Origin of the sequence: Arcicella sp. BE140, assembly GCF_031456255.1 — a bacterium.
In the GTDB taxonomy this organism is placed as follows: domain Bacteria; phylum Bacteroidota; class Bacteroidia; order Cytophagales; family Spirosomataceae; genus Arcicella; species Arcicella aquatica.
In genome coordinates this window covers 1-15,901 of the sequence record NZ_JAVDUE010000009.1, presented here as the reverse complement: position 1 = coordinate 15,901, position 15,901 = coordinate 1, and the positions used below count along the sequence as shown (strand labels likewise).

12 protein-coding genes are annotated in these 15,901 nt (G+C 36.2%); 1 reads left to right on the top strand and 11 read right to left on the bottom strand.

From position 1 onward, the window contains the following. Positions 1–193: 193 nt before the first annotated feature. From J2Y60_RS13600 to kduD, 11 genes are all read right to left on the bottom strand, one after another. Positions 194–1,474 carry an MFS transporter gene (locus J2Y60_RS13600; RefSeq protein ID WP_309918572.1) on the bottom strand — a complete coding sequence of 427 codons (1,281 nt, stop codon included), beginning with the start codon at positions 1,472–1,474 and terminating at the stop codon, positions 194–196. A gap of 40 nt (positions 1,475–1,514) precedes the next feature. Next, positions 1,515–2,189, bottom strand: coding sequence for a bifunctional 4-hydroxy-2-oxoglutarate aldolase/2-dehydro-3-deoxy-phosphogluconate aldolase (locus J2Y60_RS13595; protein WP_309918569.1), 675 nt, complete (start codon positions 2,187–2,189; stop codon positions 1,515–1,517). A gap of 108 nt (positions 2,190–2,297) precedes the next feature. After that, entirely contained in the window at positions 2,298–3,311 is a 1,014-nt protein-coding gene (fbp, locus tag J2Y60_RS13590; RefSeq protein WP_309918566.1) for a class 1 fructose-bisphosphatase, read from the bottom strand. 85 nt (positions 3,312–3,396) lie between these two features. Further along, positions 3,397–4,425, bottom strand: coding sequence for a sugar kinase (locus J2Y60_RS13585; RefSeq protein WP_309918564.1), 1,029 nt, complete (start codon positions 4,423–4,425; stop codon positions 3,397–3,399). Positions 4,426–4,517: 92 nt separating this feature from the next. Beyond that, positions 4,518–5,927, bottom strand: coding sequence for a glucuronate isomerase (gene uxaC / locus J2Y60_RS13580; protein ID WP_309918561.1), 1,410 nt, complete (start codon positions 5,925–5,927; stop codon positions 4,518–4,520). 97 nt (positions 5,928–6,024) lie between these two features. Further along, positions 6,025–7,677 (bottom strand): altronate dehydratase family protein, encoded by a 1,653-nt coding sequence (locus J2Y60_RS13575; RefSeq protein ID WP_309918559.1) that lies wholly within the window; start codon positions 7,675–7,677, stop codon positions 6,025–6,027. A 74-nt stretch (positions 7,678–7,751) separates the two neighbouring features. After that, complete coding sequence (locus J2Y60_RS13570) at positions 7,752–9,278, bottom strand: tagaturonate reductase (protein WP_309918556.1); 1,527 nt, start codon at positions 9,276–9,278, stop codon at positions 7,752–7,754. 486 nt (positions 9,279–9,764) lie between these two features. Then, entirely contained in the window at positions 9,765–10,106 is a 342-nt protein-coding gene (locus J2Y60_RS13565; protein ID WP_309918553.1) for a cupin domain-containing protein, read from the bottom strand. A 1-nt stretch (position 10,107) separates the two neighbouring features. Further along, the gene (locus tag J2Y60_RS13560) at positions 10,108–12,444 is read right to left on the bottom strand and encodes a glycosyl hydrolase family 28 protein (protein WP_309918550.1); all 2,337 of its coding nucleotides are present in this window, start codon (positions 12,442–12,444) and stop codon (positions 10,108–10,110) included. A 292-nt stretch (positions 12,445–12,736) separates the two neighbouring features. After that, the gene (kduI, locus tag J2Y60_RS13555) at positions 12,737–13,567 is read right to left on the bottom strand and encodes a 5-dehydro-4-deoxy-D-glucuronate isomerase (protein WP_309918548.1); all 831 of its coding nucleotides are present in this window, start codon (positions 13,565–13,567) and stop codon (positions 12,737–12,739) included. Between the two features lie 45 nt (positions 13,568–13,612). Continuing rightward, complete coding sequence (gene kduD / locus J2Y60_RS13550) at positions 13,613–14,383, bottom strand: 2-dehydro-3-deoxy-D-gluconate 5-dehydrogenase KduD (protein WP_309918545.1); 771 nt, start codon at positions 14,381–14,383, stop codon at positions 13,613–13,615. Positions 14,384–14,656: 273 nt separating this feature from the next. Here kduD and J2Y60_RS13545 point away from each other — a divergent pair, with 273 nt between their 5' ends. After that, complete coding sequence (locus J2Y60_RS13545; protein ID WP_309918541.1) at positions 14,657–15,682, top strand: LacI family DNA-binding transcriptional regulator; 1,026 nt, start codon at positions 14,657–14,659, stop codon at positions 15,680–15,682. Positions 15,683–15,901 lie beyond the last annotated feature (219 nt).

Genomic DNA, 15,901 nt, shown 5'->3' with positions numbered 1-15,901 from the left:
ATGCAAAATACTTCTTTGTATTGACTTTTGCTATTTCCTAAAACTAGATTAGATATATAGCCCTACTTTGCTGTTGTAAGGATAAAAACAGCAGATGAAGCAATAAAGGGAAAATGGAAATGCTATAAAACAAAACAGGTATCACATTAGCTGCGATACCTGTAAACACTCTACTATTATCCAATTTAATATTTTAAATGACTACGGGTTCATTTCTTGGTGTAAACAAATGCATAATTCCCCATGCTAATAGGTATGCACAGCCACACATGATAAAAATAATGTTATAACCAGCAGTGATATTTCCTTGCGCCTTATATGTATCAAGCAATTGTCCAACAATCATTGGGAATAAAATTCCCCCTACTGACCCTGCCATTCCCCCTAAACCAACAACTGAACTTACTGCTTTTTTAGGAAACATATCAGATGCCGTCGTGAAAATATTAGCACTCCAAGCTTGGTGAGCCGCCGCCGCTAAACTAATTAACACTACTGCCTGCCAAATGTTTGAACAATATTGTGCAAAAACAATAGGAATTACTGCAATGGCAAAGCTCAACATCGCAGCTTTACGTGCTTTAAATACTGGCCAGCCTTTCTTGATTAAATATCCTGATATATAACCTCCACCGATACTTCCTATGGTAGTGGCTGTATACACAACGATTAATTCTAAACTTGGCTTTTTTAAATCTAATTTAAACGTTTCTGAGAAATAAGATGGCAACCAGTAAAGAAAAAACCACCAGATTGGGTCAGTAAGCATTTTTCCGAAGATAAAACCCCATGTTTGACGAATCCCCAACAAAGTGATCCATTTTACGGGTTTTTCTTGTGAAGTATCTGGTTCGTTATCAGATTGAATATAGAACAATTCTTCTTTCGAAAGTTTTTTCTGTCTAACTGGAATTTCATAGCCAATCCACCAGAAAATCAACCAAATAAAACCTACGCCACCAGTAACGATAAACGCTACTTCCCAACCAAAACTTGCTAATATAAAAGGAACCATTATTGGTGCTACTACTGCCCCAATATTTGCACCCGAGTTAAAAATACCTGTTGCTAAAGCTCTTTCTTTTTTAGGGAACCATTCTGCTACACTTTTAATAGCAGCAGGAAAGTTTCCACCTTCTCCTAACCCTAATAAAGAACGAAACATTCCAAAACCGAGGGTACTTCCAGCAAAAGCAGTTAATACACCCGCTGTACTCCACCAAGCTACTGCAATAGCATATCCTAATTTCGTGCCAATCTTATCGATAACTCCTCCAAAAATCATTAATCCTACTGCATACGCAGCCTGAAATGCCATTACTAAATTACTGTAATCACTTTCAGCCCAATTAAATTCTTTTTCTAATGTTGGTTTTAATAAGGCAATTACTTGTCTATCAAGGTAACTGATTGTGGTGGCAAAAAAAAGCAATGCTACTACTCTCCAACGATACTTCCCTAAGGTGTTTTCCATGAATGTTAAAAAAATTGAGGTAAGCTAATTTAGTGAATTTTTATTTTTTTGATTTCAAGCCTTCAACATATTTCATCAAAGATTCAACAGTATGCGTCAATTCGTCAAATTTGGCACTAGCTAATAAACTAGCTGGAAACAATTGTGACCCCATTCCCACGGCTGTAACACCCGCAGAAAACCACTGTTTTAAACTATCTTCAGTAGGTTCTACTCCACCTGTTACCATTACTTTCACATTGGGCATTGGACCTTTCATTGATTTTACAAAACCAGGTCCCACTACATTCCCAGGAAAAATCTTCACAATTTCAGCACCTAACTGTGTTGCTGTGTAAATCTCATTTAAAGTAGCTGCCCCAGGAAACCAAGCGATATTACTTGCCTGACAAAATGCACCAACTTCTGGTGTAATTACTGGTTGTACGACAAAATCAGCCCCTGCATCAATAAAAACTTTGGCTTGTTCAACCGTAAAAATTGTGCCTATCCCTAATGCCATTTCTGGGCAGTTTTCACGAATAAATGGATATATTGCCTTAAAAACATCTAAAGCTTTTGTTCCACGATTAGTAAACTCAAAAGCACGCATACCACCATCGTAACATGCTTTGATGACATTCTGAGTTAACTCAATTTCTTCATGATAAAATACTGGCACCACTGGAAAATCAGCTAGTAATTGATTTAATACTTTGGGTTGAAAAAAAGCCATACTTGTTTATATTTTTAAGATTTTTTGGACTAATTGATTATCGAAATATGTTTAAAACTATTCAAACATTAAAACTTACTCAATCATCATTTAAAATTCATACTTTTTCTACGAAAACTGATTTTCAGTCGCTTTAGTACATTCTTCAATGTCTTCTACCATGCTCGACGAACCAATGTATAAAGGCGAGCGTTGGTGAAGATTTTGAGGCTGTATTTCTAAAATTCTTTGCTTTCCATCAGATGCTTTCCCACCAGCTTGTTCAATAATAAAAGCCAAGGGTAAACATTCATAAAGTAACCTTAATTTTCCGTCAGGGTTATGACGTGTTGGTGGGTACAAATATACTCCACCTTTTAAAAGATTTCTATGAAAATCTCCGACTAATGACCCAATATATCTGCCTGAATATCTTTTTTGCTTACATTCATTCAAATACTCTTGAATACATTCTGGAAAGTCATAGAAGTTTCCTTCATTACAAGAAAAAATAGTACCGCTTTGGTTTACCTGCATCTGTGGGTGAGATAAGAAATACTCTCCTAAAGAATTATCATAAGTAAAGCCATTCACACCCTTGCCTGTAGTATATACTAAAATGGTTGAAGATCCATATAAAATATACCCTGCCGCTACTTGTTCATCACCTCTTTGGATACAATCCTTCATAGAAGGGACTGACCCAATAGGCGTTTTTCTACGAAAAATTGAAAAAATTGTACCAATTGACACGTTAGAATCAATATTTGATGAACCATCCAGCGGGTCAATAGCGATAACATACTTCGCATGATTATTTCCCGTCAGAATAATTTCAGGTTCTTCCTCAGAAATGATGGCACAAACTTCTCCTCCATTTTTAAGTGCTCTTAAAAAACGTATATCTGCAATGACATCCAATTTTTGCTGAGCTTCCCCTTGTACATTTTGTGAACCTAACAGCCCTGTTACATCAGCCAATCCGGCACGATTGATTTCACGATTCAGAATTTTACTTGCCAAAGCAATATCCCTCAATAACTGCGATAATTCTCCCGAAGCAAATTGAAATGCCTCTTGATTCCGCATAATGAACCGATCTAAAGTAATACCAACAGGTAAAGCTAAGTTTTCATTTTTCATAAAAGCCAATATTAATTGTTAAACAAATAGGTTATATCAAGAGATGCAAGCTTGTTATTTTAAATAACACTCGACAACTTAATAACTAAAGATAATTTTCAAGAATCAGCTTTACTGCTTCCACTTTTTGTTGAGTAGCATCGCCATACTCTTGGAGTTTCCCATAAGCAGCAGCAGCGGCAAAATTGATTACTTCTTGAGGCTCATGTTTTTGAGATAAGCCATAGATTAATCCACCCATAAAACAATCTCCACTTCCTATTTTATCTACTACTGTATCAGCAAAAAATACGGGTGATTGATATTGATTTCCCTCTGTAAAAAGAGTAGTATAATACTCAATGCCTGTTTTTTGATGATCAAATCTATACGTATTGGCTACAAATTTGCACTTAGGAAACTTCGCTTGGATAGCTTCAGAAGTTGCTTTCCCATGTGCAGGATAATCGTAATCAGCCTGCTTTTCAAGGCTTGTTAATAACAAAGGGTCAATATCTATTCCTAATAAGGTATTCGCCGCCCAAAGATTACCCATAATTACATCACAATATTGTGCTAATTCAGGCATTATTTCTGTTGGCTTTTTGCCATATTTCCATAGTTTTGAGCGGTAATTCAAATCTACAGAAATAGTAATATTCATCTCTGAAGCTACTTTTAATACTTCTAAGCAAACATCTGCTGCATCTTGATTGAGGGCTGGACTAATGGCACTAAAATGAAACCAAGACACATCCTTCAACACTTCTTTCCAATCTACCTGACCCACTTTTAATACTGAAAACGACGAATATGCTCTGTCATAAATTACGCCAGCATTTTTCAAGTCAGCTCCTTGTGGTAAATAATATGTCCCGATTCTTTCTCCAGACGTATTAATGACCGAAGTATCAATTCCTTTGTCGGCTATATATTTTTTTATATCGTTTGCTAAAGAATTTTCAGGTAGTGCTGTGAAATAGCTAGTATTAATTCCCCAGTTAGCTATAGCAGTAGCGACATTCAATTCTGCCCCACCTACAAACACAGGCATTGAAGCATTTTGTATCCAAACTCCATCAGCTTTTGGTGAAAGACGCAATAACAATTCTCCGAAACAACAAACTTTATTCATGATTTATCAGCTATGAGCTTTAAGCAATAAGCTATGAGATTTTTTATGATACAAAAGCTCAGTGCTTATTGCTTAAAGCTTACTTCTATTTATTAAAATTTAAAATAATCTTTGGCATTATTGTAACAGATATTCTGAACCATCTTTCCGATCCATTCTATATCGTTTGGTAATTCGCCGTTTTCAATTTCATTCCCTAATAAATTACAAAGAATTCTACGGAAATATTCATGACGTGGGAATGACAAGAAACTTCTTGAATCTGTTAGCATTCCTACAAAGCGACTCAATAAGCCCATGTTCGACAAAGCGTTCATTTGTCTTTCCATGCCATCTTTTTGGTCTAGGAACCACCAACCTGAACCAAACTGAATCTTACCTGCTACAGAACCATCATTGAAGTTACCAATCATGGTTGCCATCAATTCGTTATCACGTGGATTAAGGTTGTAAATAATAGTTTGTGCCAATTGGTCATATTCATCTAAACGACCTAAGAACTTAGACAAAGAAGCCGCCTGAGAAAAATCTCCGATTGAATCCCAACCAGTATCTGGCCCTAACAAACGCATTGCTCTTGAATTATTATTTCTCAACGCTCCCAAGTGGAACTGTTGTGTCCAACCTAATCCATGATAAATTACGCCTAAGCTGTGTAAAATCGCCGATTTGAACAACAAAGCCTCGTCAGCACTGATACTTTGTCTAGCTATTGTTTTCTGGAAAACTTTATTGGCATCTTCTTCGGTGAAATCTACTGCATAAATTTGCTCTAACCCATGGTCGGCTAACCTTCCACCCATTGAAGCAAAGAATTCTGCACGTGTTTTTAATGCCGAAACTAAAGCCGAGAATGTACTAATTTCTACATTAACCAATGTTCCTAATTTTTCAATAAATGAAGCATAATTAGGATTATCAATTAAAATAAATCTATCTGGACGGAACGTAGGCAATACTTTAGTATCCAGTGTTCCTTCAGTTTTAATCGCTTGGTGATATTCTAATGAATCTAATGGGTCGTCTGTAGTACAGGCAACTTTTACATTCATTTTTGACAACAATCCTCTGACTGCATATTCAGGAGATTGTAGTTTTTCAGAACATTCATCAAAAATTTTACGTGCCGAAGCTGGATTTAAAATTTCGTGAACGTCAAAATATCGCTGTAATTCTAGGTGAGTCCAGTGATACAATGGATTTCTCATTGTATAAGGTACTGTCTCTGCCCATTTTTCAAACTTCTCATAGTCAGACTTATCGCCCGTGCAATAGCTTTCGTTGATACCATTCGCACGCATCGCACGCCATTTGTAATGGTCGCCATACAACCAGATTTGTGTTAAATTGCCAAAGCTTTTGTTGCTTGCAATTTGGTCTGGTGGTAAGTGATTATGGTAATCAATAATTGGCATCTCTTTAGCAAACTCATGGTACAGTTTACTAGCAGTTGCAGTTTGTAAAAGGAAATCTTCGTCTAAGAATGTTTTCGTGTACAGCATTTTGGTAAAAATTTTGATTTGGTATTGAGAATTCAAATAAGCGAGGATTGATGTTAAAAGATATTGAAAATCAATCCTCGATACTCAATTTTCAATCCTATAAAGATACTCCACGTTTCCAAGGAATAAAATCATCTTGTCCATTTCTAACGGCACAAACTTCAATTTCTCCACTAGCTACCTTAATTGCGTAGTTCAAAATACGTTCTCCCGCTTCTTCTATTGTTTCGTCACCTTCGATAATTGTTCCAGTGTTGATGTCGATAATATCCGACATCTTTTCGTACAATTTCGTATTTGTTGCAATTTTAACTACAGGAGCAATAGGGTTTCCTGTTGGTGTTCCTAAGCCCGTAGTGAATAAAACAAGATTAGCACCCGATGCTACCTCAGCAGTTGTCGACTCAACATCATTGCCCGGTGTACATAAAAGGTTTAAACCTGCTTTTTTTACTGGTTCTGGATAATCTAATACCGCAGTCACTGGTGAAGTACCTCCTTTTTTAGCAGCTCCAGCAGACTTGATAGCATCTGTAATTAAACCATCTTTGATATTCCCTGGTGATGGGTTCATATCAAACCCTGACCCTACAGCCTTCGCACGGTCATTATAAGTATTTACCAAATAGCTGAACAATTTAGCATCTTCTGGGTTCAAACAACGGTCAGTTAATTCTTGCTCAACACCACATAATTCTGGGAATTCAGCTAAAATAACCGAACCTCCCAAGCCTATTAATAAATCAGACGTATAGCCAATAGCAGGGTTGGCAGAAATACCAGAGAAACCGTCGGATCCTCCACATTCTAACCCAATACACAATTTGCTTAATGGTGCTGGCTGACGTGTATTTTGGTTTGCCTGAATTAACCCTACAAAGGTTTGTTTCAATGCCAACGCCATCAAGTCAGATTCCGTACCAATATTTTGTTGCTCTAGAATATAGAGTGGTTTTTTGAAGTCAGCATCACGTTTAGCGATTTCTTCTTGTAAGATACTAGCTTGTGCATTCTGGCATCCTAAACTCAATACCGTTGCCCCTGCACAGTTAGGGTGCGTGATATAACCTGCTAATAATCCACAAAGTGCTTGGGCATCTTGACGAGTACCTCCGCAGCCACCATCATGCAATAAGAACTTTACGCCATCTACATTTGGGAAAAGCTTTTGTTTTGAATCTTTCTCACCTTGCGCTTGTAAATCAGCTTGTAAAATTTCTTCAACAGTTTTACCCGCTTTGTACAACGCTATCAAATCATGCGTTTGATTTTGGTAATCATGCGTACGAGCATACCCTAAATCGTCCACTAAAGCTTCACGAAGTACTTCGATATTACGATTCTCACAAAATACCAATGGAATTACTAACCAATAATTAGCCGTACCTACGCTACCATCTGGGCGGTGATATCCATTGAATGTTTTACCTTCAAAAGCCGCTAACGACGGTGCTTGCCATTCTGCATGGTTTTCGCGCAATTCAAATGAATCTACCGCATGCTTCACATTGAAAATATTGATACTACCTCCTTTCAGAATTGGAGATTGAGCCTTTCCTACTAATACGTTATACATTCTAATTTCGGCTCCTACTTCAAAATCCTCAGTAGCAAATTTGTGTTTAGCTGCAATATCTTCAGTCAGGGTATAAGTCTGGCCATCCAACTCCACAGTTTGACCTTTCGATAAATCTGTTAAAGCGACAATCACATTGTCGTTAGGATGAATTTTTAAAACGTTTCTTTTCACGATGAATATTTGATGATTGGTTAAAGTATTAATTCTTTGAGTTCACACAGAGTATTTTGAACTTAAAAGTAAGACTAAGCCTTACTATACTCAACCAATTCACCTTTATTAAGGTATGTTTTTAAAGAAGTATTCATTGTTTTTTCAATCATTTGATTCAAAAATGCTGTAACACTTTCCGCAAAGCCTGTAATATTTATTAAATCTGTTTCCCAAAGGTTTTTATCACTCAATACTGATATTACCAATTCATCGCTTGATAATTTAGCCCATTTTGCAAAGAAATAATCAGCCTTATCATCTTGAATCTGGTAATATTCGTCTTCATGAATACCATAATATTTACCATTCTCTTCTTTGACGGCCTTCATAAACAATAAATATGCCGCAAAACCAAAAGCAATATATTCAGGAACACATTGATAAATTTTGTAATAATTCAACAACGTTGGAATATTTCGCATCTTCATTTTAGATGTGTATTGTACCGTAATACTCAACCACTGATGGTCTAGATTAGGATTACGGAAACGATCTATCACTTGCATGCCAAAACGTTGAGCTACTTTTTCATCTACTTTATAAGGAATCCCTAATCCTATTTCTGCCAACATTAAATTATTGATAAAAGCAGACATTACTTCATCTTGCATGGCTTCTTTTACAGTTTTAAAGCCTGCTAAAAATGCTAAACCACAACTAAGTGTATGTGTACCATTGAGCAAACGTAATTTTAATTCACGATACAAATCGATGTTGGGCTCAATAATCACGCCTTCGTCTGCTTGATGAAACGATAGGATATTTTTAACTTTTTGATTTCCCTCAATAGCCCACAAACGATATACTTCTGATACGATTAATAAATCGTCCTGATACCCTAATTCTGCTTCAATACTTGCTTTGACAGCAGGGCTTGGTTTACCTGGTACAATTCTATCTACTAATGAATTACAAAACGTTACTGACGATTCTAGCCAATCAATAAATTCAGATTCAAGGGCATTACGATGTGCTAACTCGAAAATGATTCCTTCTAGTTTTTTTCCATTGTCAGGTATCAATTCCGTCGGAACAATCACCATTCCGTGTTCTTTACTGCCTTCAAAAGCTTTAAACCTAGCATAAAGAAAGGCTAATACTTTACCCGGAAATGAAATTGGAGGAGACTGCTTAATGTCGTCCTGTACCAATTGAATACCTACTTCTGTCGTATTAGAAGTAATTATCTGCAAATCTGGATTTTTAGCACATTCCAAAATAGCATCCCATTCAGTTTTAGCTGATAATACACGACTAATGGCTGATGAAATAGTATTCTTTTCAAAAACATTTCCTTGTTGAATGCCTCTTTCACAAATAGTATAAAGGTTATCTTGGCGGTCAAAAGCTTCGGCATCACCTCCGTCGGTTGACTTTACCACTACAATTCTACCATTAAAAATTCCTTGCTGATTAGCTTTATTGATAAAGTAATCTGGCAAGCCTCTTAACAGTACGCCCGTTCCAAACTGTAATACCTTTTCAGGTAAATTAAACAAAGATTCAGGAAGTGCTACATTGCCTTTACTGAGGTTTATTTGATTTTGAGAAGTATTCATTATGTTAGAAATCTTTAATAGAGAAAAGTAGTTGGGTAGCAAACTTTACAACCCAACCATTTTATGTATATTAATAATGCTTGATTCTTTTTTTGGTTTTTAGACTTTAGGATTTAGGACTTTAGGACTAAAGGATTTTAGACTAAAAGACGTTAGACTTTTGTTTTTTTGACTTTAGGATGTTTAGACTTTGTTTTTTTAGACTTAAAGATTTAGGACTTTAGGACTAAAAGATTTTAGACTAAAAGACATTAGACGCTAGACTTTTGTTTCTTTGACTTAAAGATTTATGACTTTAGGACTAGATGACATTAGACTGTAAACTTTCGTTCTTTTGACTTTAGGATGTTTGGACTTTAAGACTAAAAGATATTAGACTAAAAGATATTAGACTAAAAGATTTATGCATGAAGGAATTTTAGTCTTAGAAAAACATTCACTAAATCACCATTCACTAAATCACTAACTACCTAAAATCACTAACTATCAAACAAAGTCTGCGCGCATGGGTGAAAAGACATCTATTAATTCACCTGCTTCTAAACAGACTGCTCCGTGCAGTATATCTGATGGTACAAAGTAAACATCGCCTGTCTTTAATATTTTTTTGTCCTCTCCGATGGTTATTTCAAAAGCACCTGCTGAAACATAGCTAATCTGTAAATGGGGATGTGAGTGAATCGCTCCTACGCCTCCTTGTTCAAAAGCCACTTTCACCAACATAATATCATCATTATATGACATTACTTTTCTTTTGATTCCTCCGCCGAGTTCTTCCCAAGCTACCTGTTCATCAGACACCAAGGTTAATTCTTTTACTGATAGCATATTATTTTTTATTACTGTAAATGTTTTTAGATACTTTTTTTCCAAACTCTACTTCTTTCTTAGCTTTTGAAACATCAGTATTCAGTAATTTAACACCTTGCGTTCGCTCTCCAGTAATTTTCAATAGCACCTCAGCATTTCCATAGCGAATATCGTCAAGAGTTACGTTTTTACTGTTCTGTACCTGCATGGTCGTTTTATCTTTTGTTATCAAAGTAATATTTTTTAACAAAATATTTTCTGCTTCAATACAAAGTAAACCTGTATTTGCTTGAAATACTGCATTTTCAATTAAAATATTTTTAACGCTCATCTCTGGTAAACCTCTTACTTTTATCGCTGTTTCGGCACCCAAACAATTAATATTTCTTACATAAAAATCTTTGAATTGTGGCGTAGCTTCTGTCAAAGGTTTAGCTTCCATCTGCGGCAATTCATCAGAATCTCCATTCAGAGAAACAGGGTCTTTTCCTGCATAATACATATCGAACAATACTGCTTCGCCTGCTATATCTGTCATTTGTACGTTGTTGACATATATTTTTTCAACTACCCCTCCTCTACCTCTTGCTGTTTTAAAACGTAAGCCTACGTCTGTCCCCAAAAATGTACAATTAGATACATACATATTTTTCACTCCTCCAGACATCTCTGAACCAATTACAAATCCTCCGTGGGCGTGATATACTTTGCAGTCTTTAATGATAAAATTTTCAGTCGGGATACCTCTTTTTCTACCTTGTTCATCTCTCCCCGATTTAATCGTAATGCCGTCATCACCCGTATCAAAAGTACAATTTTCCATGATACCATTTCTACAAGATTCTAAATCTACTCCATCGCTATTTTGAGCATACCAGTAGTTTTTAACGTCTACATTTCTCATCGTAATATGGTCGCTAAGTAATGGATGGAGCGTCCATGCAGGTGAATTTTGGAAATGTAATCCCTCTAATAAGATGAACTTACAACGTGTTAAACTCACCATATTCGGTCTTAAAAAGCCTTTAATTGCTTCGTAATCCTTGGCTGTTTTGCCGTTAGACAATTTACTTCCTCCTTCTAACAAAGCACCTTGTTTTGACTGTTCATTGGGATACCATGTATTTTTAGCGTCATCTAAAACACCACCAGATTTCACCAATTTATTCCATTGTGCCTCTGTTTGCTTACTTTTTTTAATGGCTCTCCATGCATCTCCTCCGCCATCTATTACACCATCACCCGTTAAGGCTATATCTATTAAATCAACCCCTGAAATTGGTGCTTGACAACGGTAAGCTTCTTCACCTTCCCACGTTGTTGCAATAATTGGGTAGTCATTTATATTTCTACTAAATTGTAATACTGCGCCTTTAGCAACATTCAGATTTACGTTCGATTTCATGGTAATAGGCCCTGTTAACCACAGGCCACTTGGAATCAAAACAGTACCCCCTCCCGACTCTGAGCAAGTCTGAATCGCTTGGTTTATTGCTACAGTATTTACGGTAATTCCATCAGACTTTGCACCATAACGGATAATATTAAACGTATCCTTTTTAAATACTGGCGTATAGTACTTTGGCAATTCAAATTCATACTTCTCTTGAAATTCTGACTTCTTTAAAAAACTCTTTAATTCAGCCCCTGATTCAAGAATTCCTTCCGCTACTAAACTCGCCATTACCGATGCACCGTATTTTGAAAAATGGGTATCGTCTGCTATTCCTTTGGGATGTTTAGCATAAAATCCCTCTGTATAGTGCATGAATAATTTCTTCGAACCTTCTATTCCATGTTGCTCAATTACTGCTTTACTTTTGGCATGAAGGTCAATCAATGCCACACCTAATTCTTTTGCTACAGCTTTTACAACCGCAGGATACTCTCCATGCTGGTCTACAAACTGTCCGTTAGTATCAAACTTTCTACGCATCACGGGTGTAATCAAAATAGGATTAGCACCTTTTGCTCTAGTTTCATTGACAAATTTAATAAGGTTATTTCTGTAGGTAGTTTGGGGTGCTGCATAACGAGTACTGTCAGCAATCTTTTGGTCATTATGTCCAAACTGAATTAATACCCAATCTCCTTTTTTTAATTGTTTTGTTACAGCCTCCCAACGTTTTTCGTTGATAAAGCTTTTGGTACTTCTACCATTTACAGCATGATTTTGTACTTGGACTGTCTCAGTTAAATAATTATGTAATATCATTCCCCAACCCGTTTCAGGACTATCAACTGGTGGTTTATCAGCACAGGTAGAGTCACCAATGAGGAAAACCGTCATTTTCTCCTCCGTACTTTTAAAAGCCGTAAGAACAACACATAATATGAGACAAAGTATTTTTTTCATTGTAAATAGAGATTGTTAAGTATGAGTTGTGAATTGTGAGTGATGAGTTTTAAGTTGTCGCCAATGCAATTTAAAACCCTGATGCATAGCACTTTAATCCACACGCTAATTTCGTTTATTTTACTTAGCCTACCCAAGGCTTAATAACGCCATGTTATTTTCTCTCTATCATATAATTTAAGCAAGGCTTTCATTTATCGTAAACAACTGATAATTAGAAACTTGAACCGCTAATCACCAATCACTATTTACTAATCTCTACTTAAATTATATGACAGGGAGATAGAAAATATTATCGTAAAGAAGGAATCTCTACAAAATCCATATCGGTAAACAATTGGTTTTCACCAGCCATTGCCCATATAAATGAATAATTTGCTGTACCACAACCTGAGTGAACAGACCAAGGTGGTGAAATAATCGCTTGGTGATTCGATACAAATAAGTGGCGAGTTTCCTGTGGTTGACCCATCAAATGTAAAACCGCTTGGTTTTGAGGAATATCGAAATAACAATATACTTCCATTCTACGGTCATGCGTATGGGCAGGCATTGTATTCCAAACACTACCATTTGCTAACACCGTAAGGCCCATCACCAATTGACAGCTACGAATACCATCCAAGTGAATGTATTTATAAATCGTTCTTTCATTAGAAGTTTGGTTGCTTCCCAAATTTACTGGTGAAGCCTCTTCTTTTTTCATCAAACGAGTAGGATACGAATGGTGTGCTGGTGATGAAATCAAAAAGTATTGTGCTGGATTAGTTGCATCGATACTTTCAAAAGACGCCGTTTTAACACCTTTTCCTAAATACAAACAGTCTAATTTATTAATCAAGAATACTTCACCATCAGCGGTAATTTTACCATCACCCCCAACATTGATAATTCCTAGTTCTCTTCTTTCTAAAAAATAATCACTTTTCAGTGCATCATAGTTTGGCAAAGCAACTACAGCATTTACAGGCATTACTCCGCCTGTAATTACTCTATCATAATGTGTATAAGTTAGATTTACTTGGTTAGCCTCGAACAATTTTTCGATTAAAAAATTAGCTCTCAAACTTTCCGTATTCATACTAGCCACTTCTTTGGGGCTACTTTCGTATCTACTTTCCATGTTATTAAATCTTATTAATTGAATAATATAATTGTAAAAGGATGCTTATCTTCCCATCCAACCACCGTCTACTACCACGATCGTTCCGTTTACATAAGCACCAGCTTCAGAAGCCAAGAAAACTACTGGACCTTTGAAGTCTGTTGGTTCGCCCCAACGTCCGGCTGGAATACGGTCTAGGATAGATTTACTTCTTTCTGGGTCAGCTCTTAACGCAGCAGTATTATCTGTAGCGATATAACCCGGAGCAATAGCGTTTACATTTACACCTTTTGAAGCCCACTCGTTAGCCAAAGCTTTCACAACGCTAGCGATTGCTCCTTTTGAAGCCGCATAACTTGGTACATTGATACCACCTTGGAAGCTTAATAAAGAAGCTGTAAAAATAATTTTACCAGAGCCTCTAGCTACCATATCTCTACCGAACTCACGTGCTAAGATAAATTGAGCATCTAGGTTGATTGATAAAACTTTATCCCAATATTCGTCAGAGTGTTCTGCCGCTGGATTTCTCAAAATCATACCAGCATTATTAACCAAAATATCAACTTGTGGATGTTTAGCCTTCACTTCATTAATAAAAGCATAAAGGGTAGCTCTGTCACTTAAATCTACATTGTAACCAGTGAAATTTCTGCCAAAAGCTTTCACTCCTTTTTCAATTTCACTATTTTCAGGTTCAAGGGTAAGGGCTGCACAAATGATGTCTGCTCCTGCTTCGGCCAATGCCAATGCCATTCCCATTCCGATACCTCTGTCACAACCAGTAACTAAAGCCACTTTACCTTCTAAACTAAATAATGATGATAAACTCATAAGTTTTATTTTTTTAATTATTCCAAGATTTAAAATATTTGGTCAGAAAAACTATCCACCAAACCCAGAACAAACCTATGCTTTAAAAGTACAGCGTTCAAGTAAATATTTGAATATTTTTATGCAAACGTTATCGGGAACGTTCTCATTAATAATCTTTTTTATACTTATTTAATACAATTTGAGATTTTTAATAGAATTTAGTAGTCTGCCCTATTTTTTAGCCATAAAAAAATTATACTTTTGTAATTGTACAAATCAAAGAACAAAACATTGGAACTGATTACTATCAAAGATATTGCGAAGGCATTAAATTTATCTACTTCTACGGTCTCTAGGGCTTTGAGAGGAAGCTATGAAATTAATCCTGATACCAAAAAAATGGTCATTGAATATGCTGAGAAGTATAATTACAGACCAAACCCAATTGCCTTGAGTTTGAAAGAAAACAAAAGCAGATCGATTGGCGTAATTGTTCCTGAAATAGATAATCCTTTTTTCTCGCAAGTAATCAATGGCATTGAAGCGATTTCGTATAACAGAGGCTATCATGTTGTTATTTTTCAAAGCCACGAGTCTTTTGAAAGAGAAAACATCAACCTCAAACACATCGCCTCACGAAGAGTGGATGGATTGTTAATTTCATTAGCTGGAGAAACCAATGATGTTTCTCAGTTAAAAGAACTTAATGAGAAAGGAATGCCCATCGTATTATTTGATAGGGTATCGGATGAAATAAACACGCATAAAGTAATCTCTGATAATTTTGAAGGTGCTTTCACTGCTACCGAGCACCTTATTCGTGGAGGAAGAAGAAGAATTGCCCATATTTCTGGCTCGCCTTATTTATCCATTACCAAAGAAAGAGTAAGGGGCTATATCGCAGCTTTGAATAAATATGAAATTCCTGTAGATGAAGCCATGATTAAGTATTCTAATTATTCTTTAGAAAACATAGAAACATTCATTGACGAGCTTTTATCCGAAAAACATCCTCCAGATGGCATATTAACAGTAAGCGACAGGCTTGCCTTAGGTTGTTTGGCGACTCTGAAAAAGAAAAACATTACGATTCCTGAACAAATAGCCATGGTTGGTTTTACAAACCTCAAGGCTGCCTCTATGTTAGAGCCAGCCTTGACGACAGTAGTACAACCGTCCTTAGAAATGGGTCAACGTTCGGCGGAGTTATTGCTTGATTTAATTGAGAGAAAACCCTCAAGCATTCCTCAAACTTACCAGACTTTCAAACTTTATACGGAGTTGATTATTAGAGACTCATCGGTTGTGAAGGTATAGCTATCGGATATCGGACGTCGGATATCAGCTTAAATTTTAGAAATCTAGCTATCTTGTTTCGGCTATCACTATAATATTTACTCCATTAAAATTTCTTGTAACTTTACTAGTTAAAATAAATCCGAAATCCGAAATCCGAAATCCGAAATCCGAAATCCGAAATCCGAAATCCGAAATCCGAAATCCGAAATCCGAAATCCGAAATCCGAAATCCGAAAT